The organism is Cellvibrio sp. (assembly GCF_053579595.1).
Genome location: NZ_JBRFPI010000033.1, coordinates 1 through 19,456, shown reverse-complemented (window position 1 = coordinate 19,456; position 19,456 = coordinate 1). Strand labels below are relative to the sequence as shown.

Sequence of the window (19,456 nt, the reverse complement as noted above, 5' to 3'; positions counted from 1 at the left end):
TCAACACAATTGGTGTGGTGTTATTGATAGCACGAAATTGTTTAACAATTTCGAGGGTACCGCGCAAACTGATGTGATGCTCAAGCGCACGCTCGTGACCTTTTTGAATCACCGGGCCTTCAGCCATAGGGTCAGAAAAAGGCACACCTAATTCAATCACATCAACACCCTGCTCGACCAACGCATGCAAGGTTGGCAAAGTGGCTTGGGGATAAGGATCACCATTAACCACATAGGCGACTAATATTTTTTTGCCCGCCGTTTTGGCTTGGCTCAAATGCTGGGAAATACGACTCATCGACAATTCCTGATTTTTATTTGCCGCCCAGTAAGCGGCATCTTTTAAAAAGCTTGTTGACGCTTTGGATTAAACGGTAATGCCATCCAATCCGGCGACAGTCAAAATATCTTTATCGCCGCGACCGGAGAGGTTGGCGATAATAATTTGGTCTTTGCTCATGGTCGGAGCCAGTTTTTCCACATAGGCCAGGGCATGGCTGGATTCCAGCGCCGGCATAATACCTTCAGTTTTGGTAATTTTGCGAAATGCGGCCAAAGCTTCGTCATCATTGATCGCCACATAATTTACGCGGCCAATATCTTTTAACCATGAATGCTCAGGACCTACACCGGGATAATCCAAACCAGCCGACACTGAATGGGTCTCGATAATTTGGCCGTTTTCATCTTCCATCAAATAGGTGCGATTGCCATGCAATACACCGGGAATACCTTTATTCAATGGCGCGGCGTGTTTACCAGTTTCGATACCCAAACCACCCGCCTCAACTCCGTACATTTTTACGGATTCATCAGTGAGAAATGGATGAAACAAGCCTATTGCGTTGGAACCACCACCTACACAGGCAACCAACGCATCGGGCAAACGACCGGCTTGCTCTAAACATTGGCGACGAGCTTCGCGACCAATAATCGATTGGAAATCGCGTACCAGTTGCGGATAAGGATGAGGGCCTGCAACAGTGCCGATAATGTAAAAAGTATCATCAACATTCGTCGCCCAATCACGCATAGCTTCATTCATCGCATCTTTTAACGTGCGTGAACCAGAGGTTACCGGGAATACCTCTGCCCCCAGTAATTTCATGCGATACACATTGAGTGCCTGACGCTTAACATCTTCGGCGCCCATATAGACGCGGCATTTCAAACCCAAACGCGCAGCAACTGTCGCAGTAGCAACACCGTGTTGACCTGCACCTGTCTCTGCAATGACACGGGTCTTGCCAGTGAACTTCGCAAGAAGTGCCTGGCCAATAGTGTTGTTTACTTTATGTGCGCCGGTGTGATTTAAATCTTCACGCTTCAGATAAATCTGCGCACCACCCAACTCACGGGTCCAGCGTTCAGCGAGATACAGTGGCGAAGGACGGCCAACATAGTGCGCCATGTCCTTATCAAATTCGGCCTGAAAGCCGGGGTCATCTTTCAAATTAAAATAGATAGATTGGAGTTCATCGAGCGCATAAATCAGCGTCTCGGAAACAAAGCGGCCGCCATAGGGGCCGAAGTGACCTTCCGCATTGGGGAAAGCACTGTAATCAATAGCTGAAAACTGCTCAGTGTTATTCACCGTTTAATCACCTGTAAGAAGCCGGTACATACTGCACATCAAGATGCAGCAAACCGCGCGTTATTGATAAAAGAGGTTATTTTGTCGTGATCTTTTTTACCGGGTGCCGATTCTACACCACCGCTGACATCAACCCCATAGACTTGGGTCGCCCGAATAGCATCGGCAACGTTGGCAGCAGTTAAACCTCCTGCCAAAACCAAAGGTCTGGCTGGTTGCCGTGGCACTCGCGCCCAATCAAAGGTTTCACCTGTACCACCCGGCACTCCGGGGCGATAGGCATCCAGTAAAATACCTGACGCACTGGGATACCCCGCTATAGCAGCCGCCACATCCAGTTCAGGCCGCATACGAATTGCCTTCATATAAGGGCGCGCAAAAGACTCACAATAAGCAAGATCTTCCTCACCGTGAAATTGCAATAATTGTAGCGGTACTTGTTTCAATACGGCATCCACAAACTCTGGATCAGCATTCACAAACAATCCGGTAACAACGGTGAATGGCCCCGCTGCCAATGCAATCGCGCGCGCCTGCACAATTGTTACTGCACGTGGGCTGGCAGCATAAAAGACCAAACCCAAGGCTTCCGCACCCGCATCAACTACTGCTACAGCGTCTTCAACACAGGTTATACCGCAGATTTTGACTCGCGTTCTGGACAAACTCAGGCTCTCCAATCGCTATTGGCACACATGCAAAATGAGGGGTGAAGCAAAAATAAGGCGGGGATATTAACAGAAACAACTGCGAAAAGCCGCAAAACGGCGAGGGCTCATTTTTCATTGAGGTGCAAAACCACCTAGCGGCTCAGCAAAAAATAATGGCCCCGGAGGACACACTGACAAACCAAAATGGACCGGGTAATCGACGCCCACCAAATAAAGGCCAAAAGGTTTAGCCGTTACACCGCCAGCGCTGCGGTCGCGCGCCGCCAGCACCTCTGCAACCCAGCTGGACGGCTTATCACCCGCTCCCACCGCCATCAGTACACCGACAATATTGCGCACCATATGATGCAAGAATGCATTGGCCTGCACTTCCAAAATAATCAAATCCCCGCGGCGCACCAGATGCAAATACTCAATCCGCCGTACCGGGCTTTTCGCCTGGCACTGGGTTGCACGAAACGATGTGAAGTCATGCTGACCGACCAAATAGGTTGCAGCTTCACGCATGGCATCAACATTGAGCGGGCGCGATGACCAGGTCACCTGGTCATGCAATAAACCGGATGGGGTTTTGGCATCGGTCATCAAGTAGCGATAAGTGCGGTTCAGTGCGCTAAAACGCGCATGGAATTGCGGTACAACCTCACGCGCCCAACGCACCGACACTGAGTCAGGTAAATATGGCCGGGTACCACGCAACCAGGCTTTTTCCGGGCGCAAGGCAAGCGTATCAAAATGGATAACCTGATTAGTCGCATGTACGCCAGCATCGGTCCTGCCAGCACAAACGAGGCTGACAGGCTCATCCGCCACTGTAGATAAGGCCTTCTCCAAAGACTGTTGCACAGTTTTAACGCCGTTTGGCTGCACTTGAAAACCGTGGTAGTCCGTCCCCTTATACTCAATACCCAAGGCAATACGATGCATCCCGTCGGGCCAAATAGTATCGGCCACCACCTCACCATTGCGGACATAGGGCTTGGAACTGGGGACGTAGTTTTCACTCATGGGAATAGACCATCAAACAGAAACCAAACTGCACAAAATAAAAAAGCCTTGCACCGGAATGCAAGGCTTTGCGATCAGGAGAAAATTAGCCTATACGGCCGAGCAACTCATTGGCTTCTTTACGCTGCTCGTCATTACCTTCACCGAGGACTTCAGAGAGGATATCTTTCGCACCCTCACTATCGCCCATATCGATATAAGCGCGCGCCAAATCCAGCTTGGTTGCAGCTTCATCGGCATCGGCAAGGAAATCCAATTCGGCATCCATATCGTCATCCGACAAATCGGCCAGTGCAGCCTCGTCGCTGGAGAACTCATTCAAATCGATATCATCTGAGTCGCCTGAAAAATCTGACAGCGCCTGCGCAAACAAATCTTCGTCATGCTCCTCTTCGGCATCAACCAACGCAGGTTCGTCCGCTATAGCTACAGGCGGGACAGGTTCTGGCTGTGAAGGAATTTCATCCTGCAATTCCAAATCAACAATATCATCCACCGCGGCAAACTCAGCGCCGTCAAACTCAGCAGACTCGCTTAACTCACCAAGATCATCTTCAAGCGCAGCAAGATCCAAATCACCATTAGCCAAGGCCTCTTCTTCAAGGCTAAAAGTATCATCATCTAATTCAAAATCTGGTAGCAATTCATCAGCACTTGTTTCAGCAAAGGTTTCAGTATCATCGGGGAAAATCACCAGTTCTTCAGCAGTATCTTCTGCACCAAAATCAACCAAGTCGTCATCCAACTCAAAATCCATGGATGTTTCAGAATTATCCAAATCATCAGTCAAGCTCAGCTTCGACGTAGAAAAATCATCTTGTGCAGATTTCACATCAGAGATGTTGGGATCTTCAAGCGCGTAATCTTCATCTTCACCCAAAAGATCATCATCAAAATCTACATCCAGGCTTTCCATTTCATGGTCAAGCGCCGCCAGATCGACATCATCAACATTCATGTCCAGATTAAAATCATCAGCCGACACATCCAATGACTCAGGCTCTGCAGCAACAAGCTCAACAGGCTCTTCTACTGCCGACTCATTCAGCTCAAGGTCATCACCCAAATCGAAATTGAATTCCTCTTCGATTGAAGGAGCCTTAACCTCCAGATCCTCAGGCAGAGTATCTGCTTCCAAATTATCGAGAGCCAGTGACAACTCAGACAAATCATCAGCTTCCGCACCCTGATCATCACCAAAATCCAATTGGAATTCATTCTCTACTGCTGCAGGCGCATCGGTGATAGCAGCTGAGAGATTGGACTCGTCATCGTCCAGATCAAGGTCAAAATCAAAACTGGTTGGCTCACTTGCTGCTGCAACCGGAGCAACAGACAGGTCATCATCAAGATTAAAATCATCGAGGGAGAATTGATCCAAATCTGCATCCTGTGCTTCATTTGCCACTGAAGCGGCGGGATCAAATTCACCCGCACCGGAGATACCTTCACGCAACTCAGATGCGCGCGCCAGCAAGGCTCCGCCAGCCAAAGGCAAGAGCGCCGCATAATGCTTGTCAAATGCAGGGCCATTTTGTTGCTGGGAATAAACTTCCAGCAACTTCATGCGAATATCGGCCGAGTCAGGATCTTTTTGCAGGGCATTGAGCAGCATTTCCTCTGCCTGATCCAGCTTACCGTAAGCAATATAAATATCCGCTTCGCCAACTACATCGCCCGTTTCAGCAACAGCGGTCGTTTCATTAGTTTCATCAAACAGTGATGCTTCATCGATTTCATTGAAGTGATCTGCATCATCGGCCACTTCTTCATGCTCACCAGCGGAATCATCCATGGCAAAAACATCATCCTGCTCTTCCTCCTGCTGCTCCTCAGCCTGCTTGCGGCGGCGGTAAGCAAAATAGCCTGCACCTGCCAACCCCAAAATCCCCAAGCCGATCCAAGGAGCATTTTCAACTGCAGTATCGACCAATGTAGATTCAGGTTTAGGTGGAACAATCACCTTCTTCGGCGGGGCTGGTTGTGGTGGCGCTACTGCAGCAACACTGGATGCAGCAGCTTCAGAGCTAGCAACAGCAGCCACTTCAGCAATTGGCTCTGCAACAGTGGGAGCCTCTAATACCTGTGCTGCAGATGACACACTCTGGCCAGCTGCCACTTGTAGTGCACGCAGCTTTTCATTGCTTACTTCAACCAAACGCTCCATGGTTTCGATCTGAGCTTCGAGATCTTTTACCCGTGAACTTAATTCGGTATTTTCCGCTTTGGATTTATCCAGCTCCTCCAAAGTCACAGCCAACTCAGACTCCAGCGCCTTGCCTGCGCCATCGTTAGCGCCACTACCTTGGCCTGCGCTAGCGGTACCTGTTGAAGGCGCTGCCAGCTTTACGCGCCCACTTACTTCGGCAGATTCAGTACGGGTTGAGCTGGTACGACGCGATGCATTTAACTGTGCACCTGAATCTGAGTCGCCTGTAGCCTGAGCGAATTGACTCACAGCATCAGACTTATTAAGCGATTTCATCTCGCTCGCATCGGGAACACGCAATACTTGCCCGCGACGCAATCTGTTGATATTGCCGTTAATAAAGGCTTCAGGATTAGCGCGATAGAGCGCCATCATGCTCTGATGGACTGAAACGCTGGAATCAGGGCGTGCACGCAGCGCAATTTCCCAGAGGGTATCGTTGCTGCGAACTTCATATTCATCGCCACTCAGACTGGGCTGGCGAGCACTAGACGCCGGGCGCGGCTCACTAGTGTAGCCGGAATCTGACGTCGCTTTAGGTGTTGATGTGGTAGTGCGCGGTTGGTGCGATTTATTATTGGTGACAGGAGTTTGCACTGCTTGTGTAGCACCGCCTTCATCAAAAGTAGGCAGATCCATTAACAGGGTGTATTCGCGCAACAAACGACCTGCAGTCCAGCGGGCTTCAATCAAAAAATTCAGGTAGGGTTCGCGAACCGGGCTGCGCGAGGTGATAACCACCTTGGGGCCATCAGCAGCTTCAAGGTCTACCTGAAACTGGAACTCTGTGTAGAAAAACAAACGGTCTACGCCATTGCGTTCAAAGTCAGCCGGGGATGCCAAAGCAACCAGAATCTGCTCCGCCGTAAGATCGCGCGTATCAAGTAGCTTGACCTCGGCCTCAAGTGGCTGGTTGAGCGTTGACTTGAGCTTAACCTCACCCAATCCCAATGCACTGGCATAAGGCGACAGCACAAGGGATGTAAGACCACAGGCTAAAACCAACTGACGAAGACGCATAGCGCTATCCTTTTATTATTCCACGGCTGAACTAAACACGATTAGTCAGACATTTTAGTTGATTAACACAGCTTGATGAGTAAATGAAGCTGTGCTGGTGAGGCATAAAACCTCGAATGAATCTTCAGTATCGTTCGTAAGTATTCATTATAAATAGGTTTTTATCAATACTCGGGGTCTTGACAAAGACCAAACAAAGCCGCTTTTTTGATAGTTTTCAGGAGTGATTTTACAAAAATGTGAAAAAGGACTGACATTTAAATCCTTATTTACCCCTAAAGCGGTTATAAAAAGCAAAAACCCCAAGGGTGTTGCCAACCTTGGGGTTTGTTTTTTACCAGGACTGAATAAGCAGAAAACGGCTTATTTTGACCCTTTCAGAATACGCAGCATGCGGCGCAACGGCTCGGCCGCTCCCCACAACAACTGATCGCCAATCACGAAAGCAGAAATATATTCTGGCCCCATATTGAGCTTACGCACTCGACCCACACCAATTTTGAGACCACCGGTGATAGAGGCTGGCGTCAATTCCTGCTCAGTGATGCTACGGTCGTTTGGTACAAATTTAACCCAATCATTGCCTGACTTGATGATGGATTCAATCTCTGCAAGCGGAAGATCCTTTTTGAGCTTGATAGTCAACGCCAAACTATGGCACCGCATGGCACCAATGCGCACACACAAACCATCAACCGGGATGGTGTCGGCATTCCCCAAAATTTTGTTAACTTCAGCCTGACCTTTCCACTCTTCTTTGGACTGGCCATTATCCAATTGCTTGTCGATCCAAGGGATCAAACCGCCAGCAAGCGGAGCTGGAAAAAATTCGCGCGGCACGTCGTTACGGATAGTGTTAGCCACTTTTCTGTCGATATCCAAAATCGCAGACGCTGGTGTTGCCAACTCATCAGCCACAGCATCATGAATCACACCCATACCTTTCAACAATTCGCGCATGTGGTTTGCACCACCACCCGAAGCTGCTTGATAGGTCATAGAGCTAACCCAATCCACCAAGCCCGCATGGAACAAACCACCTACACCCATCAGCATGATGGAGTTAGTGCAGTTACCCCCAATAAAATTTTTAACGCCTTTTTTCAGCGCCGAGTCGATAACACCCTGATTAACCGGGTCAAGAATAATGACCGCATCATCTTCCATACGCAGACTGGAAGCCGCGTCGATCCAATAGCCATCCCAGCCAGACGAGCGCAGTTTCGGAAAAATCTCATTGGTGTAGTCACCACCTTGGCAGGTGACGATCACATCCAATAGCTTCAAATCATCAACTGAATAAGCATCTTTCAATGCAGGTAATCCAGCGGCAACAGCCGGGGCAGCACCACCTACATTTGAAGTGGTAAAAAATACGGGTTCGATAGCTGCAAAATCATTTTCTGCTTGCATACGCTCCATCAACACAGAGCCGACCATACCGCGCCAACCTACAAAACCTACTTTCATCTCAGTCTCTCTTTAACAATTCACAAGCTAATGATTAGGCCAGCGCTGCAACAACAGCATCGCCCATTTGCGAGGTAGATACTTTGGTCTTACCTTCCGTATAAATGTCTGCGGTGCGATAACCCTGATCCAACACCTTGCCGACTGCAACCTCAATTGCATCCGCAACCTGAGGATAACCGAGCGAATAACGCAGCATCATGGATACCGACAAAATCGTCGCGAGCGGGTTAGCGATGCCCTGCCCGGCGATATCCGGTGCAGAACCATGGCAAGGCTCATACATACCGCGACCATCTTTATCCAATGACGCCGACGGCAGCATACCGATAGAGCCCGTCAACATAGCTGCCGCATCGGACAAAATATCACCAAACATGTTCCCAGTCACCAACACATCAAACTGTTTTGGCGCGCGCACCAATTGCATAGCGGCGTTATCAACATACATGTGCGACAACTCTACATCCGGATACTCTTTATGCAGGGTATCCATCACTTCGCGCCACAACATAGTCGCCTCAAGCACATTCGCTTTATCAACCGAACAGACTTTACCATTACGCTTGCGCGCCATTTCAAATGCAGTACGGCCGATGCGGATAATCTCGCTCTCGGAATATTTGTAGGTGTTGTAACCTTCACGCTCGCCATTTTCCAATACGCGAATACCGCGCGGCTCACCAAAATAAATACCGCCTGCCAATTCGCGTACGATCAAAATATCCAGGCCAGAAACCACTTCCGGTTTCAGAGAAGATGCATCCACCAATTGTGGATATAACAACGCCGGGCGCAGATTCGCATACAAACCCAATTGTGAACGGATCTTCAGCAAACCTTTTTCCGGGCGAATCGAGCGGTCCAATTTATCCCACTTGGGGCCACCCACAGCTCCAAGCAAAATCGCATCCGCTTTACGCGCTTTTTCGAGCGTCGAATCCGCCAGCGGAACGCCGTGCGCATCAATTGCGCAACCGCCCATCAATTCGTTTTCAAAGGTTAAGCCCAAATCGAATTTAGCATTAACCACATCCATCACCTTGCGCGCTTCACGCACAATTTCAGGACCGATGCCATCGCCTTCCAAAATTAAAATATGTTTGCCCACAAGTATTCTCCAACAAAATTTTTAGGATTTTATACCTAGCTTAAAGAGCACGACTGCTACAGCAATAGTAAGTCCAGCACTTAAAATAATCTGCACATATTGATGCAGCCTATCAAGACACCTTTGCTCAGACTGTTCCATCTCACCTAACCTACCAACCGCACAAAGCCGAATAAACTCCACCTCTAATCTAAAAGGATTTTTAGATTGAAGATCAGCAGTCTTAAGCAAAATACCATCCAATCGGTGAATTACACTTTTTAATTCTTCTTTAGTTAAATCCCTTTTATAAACTAAATTTCTATAATTTTTTCTATCTTCAGCAGTACAACTAATCTCATCCAAATTATCGGCCATACGCGCCTCTCAAAGACTTATTTCACCACATCAAACAACCAAGGAGCTTCAACGCGCTTTTTGGCTTCGTAGGCGCGAATGGCATCGGCATGCTCAAGGGTTAAACCAATGTCATCCAAACCATTTAACAAGCAATGTTTGCGGAATTCATCCACATCGAACGCAAAACTTTCACCGCCTGGGGTTTTAACAACTTGAGCAGCCAAATCAATCGTCAACTGATAACCTTCGGTTGCGTACATTTCATTAAACAACTGATCGACATTCTCATCACTTAATACGATAGGCAGCAAACCATTCTTGAAACAATTGTTATAAAAAATATAGGCAAAACTGGGGGCGATCACACAGCGAAAGCCGTAATCATCCAATGCCCAGGGCGCATGTTCGCGGCTGGAGCCACAACCGAAATTTTCGCGCGACAACAGTACAGTCGCACCTTGGTAACGTGGAAAGTTCAGTGGAAAATCCGGGTTTATTGGGCGCCCTTCGCAACTTTGATCCGGCTTACCTTCATCAAGGTAGCGCAGCTCATCAAACAAATTTTTTCCGAAACCGGTACGTTTAATCGATTTCAAAAATTGCTTGGGAATAATCATATCGGTATCGACATTGGCGCGATCCATAGGAGCAGCAACGCCCTGCAAAACGGTAAAACTTTTCATCGCGGTCTCCTACTGATTAATTGAATGTGCGCACATCGACAAAATGACCCGCAATCGCAGCGGCAGCAGCCATCGCCGGGCTCACCAAATGCGTTCTGCCACCGTAGCCCTGGCGCCCCTCAAAATTGCGATTGGATGTTGATGCACAGTGCTCGCCATTACCTAATTTATCCGCGTTCATCGCAAGACACATAGAGCAACCAGGCTCACGCCATTCCAAACCAGCTGCGATAAAAATTTTATCCAGCCCTTCGGCTTCCGCTTGCGCTTTTACTGCACCAGAACCCGGAACCACAATCGCCTCTTTTACCGATGACGCCTTGGTGCGGCCTTTCACCACTTCAGCTGCGGCGCGAATATCTTCAATGCGCGAATTAGTGCAAGAGCCGATAAATACGCGATCAACATGAATCGAGGTAATGGGTTGATTAGCCTGCAGGCCCATGTATTGCAATGCGCGTAACATACCCTCGCGCTTGACCGGATCAGTTTCTTGCGCCGGATCGGGCACCTTGTCTTCTACAGAAACAACCATCTCCGGCGAGGTACCCCAACTCACTTGCGGCTTGATCTCAGCACCGTTTAATTCAACGATCGAATCGAAGTGTGCGCCCTCATCACTCACATAATTTTTCCAATCGGCTACGGCTTTTTCCCACAATTCACCTTTGGGTGCATAGGTGCGCCCATTTACGTAGTCGATAGTCGTTTGATCTACCGCCACCATGCCGGCACGGGCACCCGCTTCAATCGCCATGTTACACACAGTCATACGCCCTTCCATGCTCATATCGCGGAAGACCTGACCACCAAACTCCATCGCGTAGCCAGTACCTCCGGCGGTACCGATTTTGGCGATGATCGCTAGCACGACATCTTTTGGTGTCACACCCAAACCGAGCTTGCCATCCACCTTAATGAGCATGTTTTTCATTTTTTTAGCGACCAGACATTGGGTCGCCATCACATGCTCTACCTCGCTTGTGCCTATTCCATGCGCCAAAGCGCCGAGAGCACCGTTAGTGGCGGTATGGGAATCACCACAGACGACGGTCATACCGGGCAAGCAGGCGCCGGTTTCAGGGCCGACCACGTGCACAATACCTTGGCGATGATCGTTGATTTTGAACTCGACGATACCGAACTCATCGCAGTTATCGTCCAGCGTCTGCACCTGAATCAAGGACACCGGATCTTCAATCCCCGCAACACCATGAGCACGCTCTTTTTGCGTGGTAGGCACATTGTGGTCTGGAGTGGCGAGGATGGAGTCCACACGCCATGGCTTGCGGCCAGCCAAACGCAGGCCATCAAACGCCTGCGGAGAAGTCACTTCGTGGACTATGTGACGATCTATATAAATGAGCGCAGAACCATCGTCGCGCTGCTGCACGAGGTGGGCATCCCAAAGTTTGTCGTAAAGCGTTTTAGCGGCCATGGTGTTCTCCAAAGGATCTGCTTACACGGTATTTGTTCTGGATCTTCAAGACGTACTTGCCTGGATAGCCTCGAGATCAATTAGTAAAGACGATAGTACGGCCAGAAAACCCATAAAACAAATTTATCTTTTTTATATATTGCATTCCTAAAAGGAATAGACTAAAAATAAAGCAATGGATACCCAACACTTATATGCATTTGTGGCAATTGCTGAACATGGTTCATTTTCTGCTGCCGCCGAACGCTTGCACCTTACCCAGCCCGCCATCAGCAAGCGCATTGCCCTGCTGGAGGAACAACTCAAAGCCTCTTTATTTGATCGTATTGGGCGGCAGGTTGCCCTAACCCAGGCGGGTCAGCTGTTGTTAAGCAAAGCCAAGCTAATCTTGGGCGAGGTCGCAGCCACGCAGCGCGCTATTGCTGATTTACAGGGCGACATCCAAGGCAAGCTAAGTATCGCCACCAGTCACCATGTAGGGTTGCATTATCTGCCGCCCTATTTGAGGGATTTTTCGACGCGCTACCCCCAGGTAAAACTGGATTTACACTTTCTCGATTCGGAGCAGGCTTACCATGAAATACTCCAAGGCAGATTTGACATCGCCACTATTACGCTCGCGCTTCAACAAGATGCACGCCTCAAGAGCGAAACCCTCTGGCACGACCAACTCCATTTTGTCGTCGCGCCCACACATGCACTTGCAACGCAATCGCATCTTCAGTTGGCCGATTTAAGTCAGCACCCGGCGATAATGCCGGATACCAATACCTACACCACGCAGCTCATTAAAAACTTGTTTGACCGCCAACAACTGCCATTGAATATGGGCATGGTATCCAATCACTTGGACACTATAAAAATGCTGCTGAGTATTGGGCTTGGTTGGGGCGTTTTGCCGCGACGCATTATTGATGATGAACTACATATTCTGGATATTGACCAGCCACCGATTATGCGCCCACTAGGCTACATACATCACAGCCAGCGCACCCTGAATAATGCCGCACGAGTCTTTTTGGATCTATTACAAAATAAAGTAATTGACTCCTAACCCTTACTCACACTACCAAGCGTAATATTCACAAGCACTACGAACTTTTCGTCACACTCAATTACACCACCCGATAAAACTTTACTTTAAGCTTCAGGATTTTTTATGAAACTATTTTCTCCTCTTGTGAACTTTTCGCTCTGCACACTTGCATTGACCACTGCATACCAGGCTAATGCCGATACGCTATTCGGGATTTATGCAGGTGCAGGCACATGGCAAAGCGAATACGCTGGCGAAATAGGCAAGCCAGCCACTTCGACAGGTGATTTGGGCATGAGCGATAGCAATAATAATTTTTACTACATCGCTGTCGAACACCCAATTCCCTTTTTTCCCAATATCAAAGTTCAGCAAAATAACATCACCAGCGAACAAAGCAGCGTGATTGAAAATAATTTCAGCATTGGGAATATTGGCTATCCGAGCGGTAGTACAGTTGCAACTGATTTTGATTTAAGTTACACCGACGCCGCACTTTATTACGAGCTACTCGATAATTGGCTGACACTGGATCTCGGTGTCACACTGAGAAAATATTCAGGCTATCTGGAAGCAACAAGTGCAAGCTCCAGCGATAAAACGGATATTGATATATCCGTTCCACTCGCCTATGGACGCATGCAATTTGATTTACCTTTAACCGGTTTCTTTGCGGGATTTGAAGGCAATTACATCAGTTATGATGGCAATGATTTAGCTGATTACAGTGCAAAAATCGGCTATTCATTTGACTCAGCATTAGATGTAGGCGTTGAAGTTGGGTATCGCGCACTGACCGCCAATATTGATGATGAAAATGTGCATACAAATGTGGAGATAAAAGGCCCCTTTGCAGCTGCACTTTTTCATTTTTAATTATTGCCTGAGATAAGCCTCACTGCGCTGCAGTGAAGCTTATGATTTCCACCCGGCTCACAAGTAGCAAGCCATCAAAATGCATCCAACTTAAAGCACAAATTATGATCGCCACTAGAAAAACCATGACCTAGATCCAATGACCCCAAGGGTGTTTCGCCACCTAAATAAATTACTCCGGAATCACGCCAGTCGCCCTCATCGGCCATCGTATAAATAGTTTGCAATTTTGCCGCCTTCACAGCAAATCCCATCCGTAGATCACCATCTTTTTCCTGCGGTAATTCAGCAGGCAATAGCCTCAGACATCCATACACAGGTCTATCCAATCGGCTTTCGCAAGTTTGTCACGCATGGACTGCAGTGATGGCTCTGCCGCACAAGAACCAGCAACCAAACCACCCATACTGGAACCCACCACACAATTGACCTAAATACACTCGCGCTCCAGAACCTCCAGCACACCTATATAAGCCGCGCCACGCGCGCCACCGCTCCCCAACAGCTACGCAGTGTGCTGTGTTTCCGCTGCTAAATCCGCCATAGGTAAAAGAGCCAACATTATCAATAAAACAAGAGAGTTATTCGTCTACACGAGGCCCCTTCATTTCTAGATACGCAAATAAAAAAAACCATAATAACCAATGTATTTATTGCTGATATCGCCCCGATGATAATGCGATCATTTTTTAACCTAAGAATAAGGCTGCATCTTAAAAATAATGAACAAACGATTGCCTTTTTGAAGGATAGATTTTCTAAAAAAATAAGCTTTTTAAGGATTAGTAAAACACCAATCATCGCTTTTACAGACCAAACAAACCATTTGTCTCGCAAAACCATTAATAATAGGAAAATTATCTTTATTTATGGTAATCATTAAAAAACCATCCCACTTTTTTACATTTATTAGGTAGAATGACCCATGAACTGATACTTTTAGGATATGACATCATGACCAATACCCAAGTCGATGACCTGAATGTGGTCTCGCAAGAACTGCTGATTTCCCCCGCAGAACTCAAGAAAAAAATCCCGCTGACCGACAAGGCGCGCGACGTTGTAACCCAGGGCCGCGAAGTAGTGCGTAATATCCTGGACCGCAAAGATCATCGGATTTTTGTGGTGATAGGCCCCTGCTCTATCCATGATGTAGCGGCCGCCAAAGATTACGCCCAACGTCTGAAAAAACTGGCGGATGAGGTCAGCGATACCATTTATGTAGTGATGCGCGTGTATTTTGAAAAACCGCGCACCACCGTAGGCTGGAAAGGTTTAATTAACGATCCGTACCTTGATGACTCCTTCAAAATTGAAGAAGGCCTGCATATCGGTCGTCAATTATTGCTGGATATCTCGGAAATGGGCCTGCCTACTGCCACTGAAGCGCTGGATCCTATATCGCCCCAATACCTGCATGATTTGATTAGCTGGTCAGCCATTGGGGCGCGCACCACCGAATCGCAAACCCATCGCGAAATGGCGAGCGGATTGTCGTCGGCCGTAGGTTTCAAAAATGGTACTGATGGTGGTCTGACAGTCGCGATTAACGCACTGCAATCCGTTTCAAAACCACATCGCTTCCTTGGTATTAATACGGAAGGCCAGGTAGCGATTATCCACACACGCGGTAATGGCTACGGTCATGTTGTATTGCGCGGCGGCAATGGCAAACCCAACTACGACTCGGTTAGTGTCGCCTTGTGTGAGCAAGAGTTGGCCAAGGCGAAAGTGGTGCCTAATATTATGGTGGATTGCAGCCATGCCAACTCCAACAAAAACCACGAGTTGCAAACGCTGGTGATGGAAAATGTGGCCAACCAAATTGTGGAAGGCAACAAATCGATCATCGGTTTGATGGTGGAAAGTAATATAGGTGCGGGCAATCAAAGCATTCCAGCCAATCTGTGTGACCTGAAATACGGTGTATCAGTAACCGATGCCTGTATTGATTGGGAAACAACTGAAAGAACCCTGCGTAAAATGCGCGACACCATAAAAGAGACACTGGCAAATAGAGTTAACTCCTGATTTAAAAATTAAGTGTCAGCATTAAGTTATTGATTAAACTAAAAAAGTGGCTTCAGGCCACTTTTTTTATACTCGAAGTGAGAGCCAAATCACGCACAAATTGTTAAATTTATCGACATTTACTAGGCCAAGCCTATGGTTTTTTAGAATTCTGACTGTTAGATTCTATTGACGAAGGAAAGCCAGTTGCCGGACGCAAGAATAATAATCTTCACCCACCTGCGGAGCACAACATGGCACTCAGCCAATCTATCCACCAATCGTCATTGCGATCGCACAGTCCTCACAGTTTTGATGTGGCCGAAGCAGTTCAACGCGGTGAATTAGTTCTCAGCCTCAGCACCATGTTGGGTTGTGACTACATTTTCGTCAGCCATAAAGGCATCCACGAATTGTTGGAAAGCCAGCGGCTGGCAACCACCATCCGTGAGTTGCTAGATATATTGGAAACATCCCCACACCAAAGCATGGTGGTTAGCGCCGATGAAGCTGCCAACGGCGAACTTGCTTTCACCCGCTACGATTACAAATGGGAGAACCGGCAAGTTTCCCAGGTGATTGCCACCCGAGTGACGCATGCTGATCAAGCCGACTTTATGCGTATGATGTTTGATTGCAGCACAACCTGCTAACACCCCAGCGCCCATTTATTAGCCTAAGCCCCAAAAGCCACAATTAACCTTGTGGCTTTTTCGTTTGGAAAAACGATTTTATTCCCAAACACCAAACTGGCAGAGCTGTGCTACTTTAAAGTCTATAACCTTATTAAATAATCCTGACTGAGTAGTGTTTATGTACATCACCCTGACAAAGATCCTGCGATGCGGGATATTGGTAGTAGCGGCTATTTCAGTACCGCTTCTGGCTGCGGAAACCAAAACTGTCATCACCAACATGAAATCCAATGTACAGACGGATTACATGAATGGCCTGCTCAAATTGGCACTCTCCTACTCGGATAAAAACTATATTTTCTCCACAACAAGCGAAGTCTACTCTCGTCCGCGCGTGGTGGAGTCAGTCAAATCAGGTGTTATTTCGGTGATGTGGGGCGGGACATCGGAAGAGATGGAGCGCGACTTTATCCCTATCAGGATTGATGCCTATCGCGGGCTAATGAATCACCGCCTGTTCTTTATTCGCCAAGGCGATCAAGCACGCTTTGACAAGATTAAAACCCTGGAAGACCTTAAACAAATTCGCCTTGGACAAGGACGCAGCTGGCAAGATGCCTCCATTTTGGAAAGCGCGGGGCTCAACGTAGTCAAAACCACCAAAAAACCCAGCCTCTATCATATGTTGGATGGTGGACGATTTGATGCCTTCCCACGCGGTGCCAACGAAGTCTGGACTGAATTGTCCGCATTTCCTGGCCTTAAACTCACGGTTGAAAAAAACCTTGTGTTGATCTACCCCCTTCCAACCTATTTTTTTGTCAGCCAAAAAGACCCTGTATTGGCCAAAGATATTGAGTTTGGACTTGAGTCAGCGATTAAGGATGGAGCCTTCAACAAATATTTTTACGGCAGCTCTGAAGTCCAGGAGGCGCTGGGAAAAGCGGATTTGGGCAAGCGTCGTGCTATCCGAATCAACAACCCCTATCTACCGAAGGCGACTCCGTTGGACCGCAAAGAGCTATGGCTGGATTTAATGGGAACCACCGCTTCAGCCAATTCGAGCAATCCAGTGGATGACACTTCATTACCCAATCCCCGGTAACGGAGGGGAAACTTTTTACGGAAAGTAGAATCCCATTCACGAATAGCCTGTTTAACGCCTGCGATAGGGTTGGCTTGTACCTGCCTTTAACCGTGTAATTCCGCTATAGTAAGAGCCCTGTTAAACCCCGACCCAGGTTGTAGCGGGTTGTTATGATCAGACTAATTAACACTGCTGCGCATTGACGCGTCCAGACACGCGCTTTGACTTTTTGAGACAAACTTTATGCAAATTGTTGTTGTAAGATCGCTAAAACTTACCCTGTTTAGCCTTATTGTCAGCCTGTCTTCATTGAGTTTTGCTGACAAAATCGATGTTCTCAAACCCACCCCCGAGCAAAGCAAAGCAGCGATTGATCTGGTGCAAAAGCTGGATAGCGAACACTACCGCGATCAGGAGTTTAACGACGCGCTATCCTCCCGCTACTTCGATGAATACTTAAAGTCACTCGATAGCGCCAAAAACTTCTTTATCCAATCCGATATTGCAGAATTCGAAAAATATCGCAAAACGTTCGACGACGACTATAAAAAGGGCGAACTCGACAACAGCTTTGCGATTTTCAATCGCTTCAATGAACGCATGATTGATCGTCTCGAAAAAGTGGTAAAAACTCTGGATGATCCAAAAACAAAATTCGATTTTGACGTCGAAGAGTCCATCGTGCTTGACCGCGAAAAAGCCCGCTGGCCAGCCAATCAAGCAGAAGCGGATAAGCTCTGGCAGCAATACCTTAAATCCAACCTGCTCAACTCTATGCTGTCAGGTAAAAAACTGGAAGAAAGCAAAACTACGTTGCGTAAGCGTTACGCCAACCAACTGCGCAGATTGAAGCAGCAAACCAATGAAGAAGCATTCAGTGTGATGATGAACTCACTCACCATGCTTTACGATCCACACACCAATTATTTATCACCAGAAAATGCCGAAAATTTTGACATTAGTATGTCGCTTGAGCTGCAAGGTATAGGTGCTGTTTTACAAAGCGATGAAGACTACACAAAAGTCAGCAGCCTGGTTGTCGGTGGCCCGGCACAGAAACAAGGCCAGCTAAAACCCAACGATAAAATTGTCTCCATTGCACAAGGCGCCGATGGTGAATTTGTCGATGTAGTTGGCTGGCGTTTGGATGAAGTTGTCAAATTAATTCGTGGCCCGAAAGGCACCATTGTGCGTCTGGAAGTTATCCCTTCAGACCCTACGGCAACGGCCAACAAAAATATCACTATTAAACGCGAAACAGTAAAACTCGAAGACCAAGCCGCGAAAAAAGCCATATTTGAAGTAAAGAATGGCGATAAAACCTTCAAGCTAGGTGTAATTGACATCCCTACTTTCTACATGAACTTTGAAGCCTACCAAAAAGGTGATCCCAACTATAAAAGTACAACACGCGATGTGTTCAATTTACTTAATGAATTAAACAAAGAGAAAGTAGACGGCATTATTATTGATCTACGCGATAATGGCGGCGGCTCATTGCCGGAAGCCGCCATGCTGACTGATCTGTTTGTCGATCCAGGCCCTGTTGTACAAATTCGCCAAAGTGACGATACCATTTCGCGTAACTATCGCGCCTATCAACCTGCAGTTTATCGCGCGCCTATCGCGGTATTAATTAATCGTTTGAGTGCTTCGGCATCAGAAATTTTTGCTGGCGCTATTCAGGATTACGGTCGCGGCATTATTATTGGCTCCACTACCTTTGGTAAGGGCTCTGTGCAGAATCTCGTCGAGCTAAAGCACGGCCGGTTAAAAATTACCGAAGCAAAATTTTATCGCATCTCCGGCGACAGCACCCAGCATCGTGGGGTAATTCCCGATGTGCAATTGCCGAGCTTGTTAGATCCGGACGACATTGGTGAAAGCAGTTATGACAATGCGCTGCCTTGGGATCGCATCCACCCGGCTCCGCACCAAAACTATTACACTATCAGCAAGTTTTTACCCAAGATTGAAACCAGCCATCAAGATCGGATGGCGCAAGATCCAGATTTTATCTTCCTGAACAAACAAAGCGCCATGTTTAAAGATGCGGCAGCAAAAAAAGAAGTATCGCTGCGCTTGGCCACGCGTCAGGCAGAACAACAACAAATGGAAAAGCGTGCACTGGATATGGAAAACCAAAAGCGCGCGGCCAAAGGTGAAAAACCTTATGCAGATTATGCAGCTCTAAAGAAAGCAAACGGTGGCGACGAAGACGAAGATGCACCACCTAAAGAGGCAGACAAAGAAATTATCCCGAAAGAAG

At 47.6% G+C, this 19,456-nt stretch carries 17 protein-coding genes; 6 read left to right on the top strand and 11 right to left on the bottom strand.

The genetic code is table 11. The features are described from left to right. From ACWA6V_RS03595 to leuC, 10 genes are all read right to left on the bottom strand, one after another. Positions 1 to 298 (bottom strand): tryptophan synthase subunit alpha (locus ACWA6V_RS03595; RefSeq protein WP_449521217.1); only part of this gene is annotated, 298 nt, incomplete at its 3' end. A gap of 69 nt (positions 299 to 367) precedes the next feature. Beyond that, a complete protein-coding gene (gene trpB, locus ACWA6V_RS03590) occupies positions 368 to 1,594 on the bottom strand; it encodes a tryptophan synthase subunit beta (protein ID WP_449521216.1) in 1,227 nt (408 codons plus the stop codon). A 38-nt stretch (positions 1,595 to 1,632) separates the two neighbouring features. Further along, positions 1,633 to 2,259: a phosphoribosylanthranilate isomerase gene (locus ACWA6V_RS03585; protein ID WP_449521215.1), complete on the bottom strand. Its 627-nt coding sequence runs from the start codon at positions 2,257 to 2,259 to the stop codon at positions 1,633 to 1,635. Between the two features lie 117 nt (positions 2,260 to 2,376). Next, on the bottom strand, positions 2,377 to 3,273 hold the full coding sequence (gene truA / locus ACWA6V_RS03580) for a tRNA pseudouridine(38-40) synthase TruA (RefSeq protein ID WP_449521214.1): 897 nt from the start codon (positions 3,271 to 3,273) through the stop codon (positions 2,377 to 2,379). Positions 3,274 to 3,358: 85 nt separating this feature from the next. Further along, on the bottom strand, positions 3,359 to 6,502 hold the full coding sequence (locus ACWA6V_RS03575) for a FimV/HubP family polar landmark protein (RefSeq protein ID WP_449521213.1): 3,144 nt from the start codon (positions 6,500 to 6,502) through the stop codon (positions 3,359 to 3,361). A gap of 363 nt (positions 6,503 to 6,865) precedes the next feature. Further along, positions 6,866 to 7,972 (bottom strand): aspartate-semialdehyde dehydrogenase, encoded by a 1,107-nt coding sequence (gene asd, locus ACWA6V_RS03570; RefSeq protein WP_449521212.1) that lies wholly within the window; start codon positions 7,970 to 7,972, stop codon positions 6,866 to 6,868. Positions 7,973 to 8,006: 34 nt separating this feature from the next. Then, entirely contained in the window at positions 8,007 to 9,083 is a 1,077-nt protein-coding gene (gene leuB, locus ACWA6V_RS03565) for a 3-isopropylmalate dehydrogenase (RefSeq protein ID WP_449521211.1), read from the bottom strand. Between the two features lie 21 nt (positions 9,084 to 9,104). Then, positions 9,105 to 9,440, bottom strand: a complete 336-nt coding sequence (locus ACWA6V_RS03560) for a hypothetical protein (RefSeq protein WP_449521210.1) — start codon at positions 9,438 to 9,440, stop codon at positions 9,105 to 9,107. 17 nt (positions 9,441 to 9,457) lie between these two features. Further along, positions 9,458 to 10,105: a 3-isopropylmalate dehydratase small subunit gene (gene leuD / locus ACWA6V_RS03555; RefSeq protein ID WP_449521209.1), complete on the bottom strand. Its 648-nt coding sequence runs from the start codon at positions 10,103 to 10,105 to the stop codon at positions 9,458 to 9,460. A gap of 16 nt (positions 10,106 to 10,121) precedes the next feature. After that, positions 10,122 to 11,543: a 3-isopropylmalate dehydratase large subunit gene (gene leuC / locus ACWA6V_RS03550; RefSeq protein ID WP_449521208.1), complete on the bottom strand. Its 1,422-nt coding sequence runs from the start codon at positions 11,541 to 11,543 to the stop codon at positions 10,122 to 10,124. Positions 11,544 to 11,718: 175 nt separating this feature from the next. Here leuC and ACWA6V_RS03545 point away from each other — a divergent pair, with 175 nt between their 5' ends. Continuing rightward, entirely contained in the window at positions 11,719 to 12,597 is an 879-nt protein-coding gene (locus tag ACWA6V_RS03545) for a LysR family transcriptional regulator (RefSeq protein WP_449521207.1), read from the top strand. A gap of 105 nt (positions 12,598 to 12,702) precedes the next feature. Further along, positions 12,703 to 13,455, top strand: coding sequence for a TIGR04219 family outer membrane beta-barrel protein (locus tag ACWA6V_RS03540; RefSeq protein ID WP_449521206.1), 753 nt, complete (start codon positions 12,703 to 12,705; stop codon positions 13,453 to 13,455). Between the two features lie 74 nt (positions 13,456 to 13,529). On the opposite strand, the gene ACWA6V_RS03535 is transcribed toward ACWA6V_RS03540, so the two are convergent. After that, positions 13,530 to 13,751: a hypothetical protein gene (locus ACWA6V_RS03535; protein ID WP_449521205.1), complete on the bottom strand. Its 222-nt coding sequence runs from the start codon at positions 13,749 to 13,751 to the stop codon at positions 13,530 to 13,532. Positions 13,752 to 14,409: 658 nt separating this feature from the next. Here ACWA6V_RS03535 and ACWA6V_RS03530 point away from each other — a divergent pair. The 4 genes from ACWA6V_RS03530 to ACWA6V_RS03515 all read left to right on the top strand — a co-directional run. Continuing rightward, the gene (locus tag ACWA6V_RS03530; protein ID WP_449521204.1) at positions 14,410 to 15,486 is read left to right on the top strand and encodes a 3-deoxy-7-phosphoheptulonate synthase; all 1,077 of its coding nucleotides are present in this window, start codon (positions 14,410 to 14,412) and stop codon (positions 15,484 to 15,486) included. A gap of 233 nt (positions 15,487 to 15,719) precedes the next feature. Further along, positions 15,720 to 16,118 (top strand): hypothetical protein, encoded by a 399-nt coding sequence (locus ACWA6V_RS03525; RefSeq protein WP_449521203.1) that lies wholly within the window; start codon positions 15,720 to 15,722, stop codon positions 16,116 to 16,118. A 160-nt stretch (positions 16,119 to 16,278) separates the two neighbouring features. Then, complete coding sequence (locus ACWA6V_RS03520) at positions 16,279 to 17,205, top strand: diguanylate cyclase (protein WP_449521202.1); 927 nt, start codon at positions 16,279 to 16,281, stop codon at positions 17,203 to 17,205. A 225-nt stretch (positions 17,206 to 17,430) separates the two neighbouring features. Continuing rightward, the coding region (locus ACWA6V_RS03515) for a carboxy terminal-processing peptidase (protein WP_449521201.1) at positions 17,431 to 19,456 on the top strand (2,026 nt) is incomplete at its 3' end.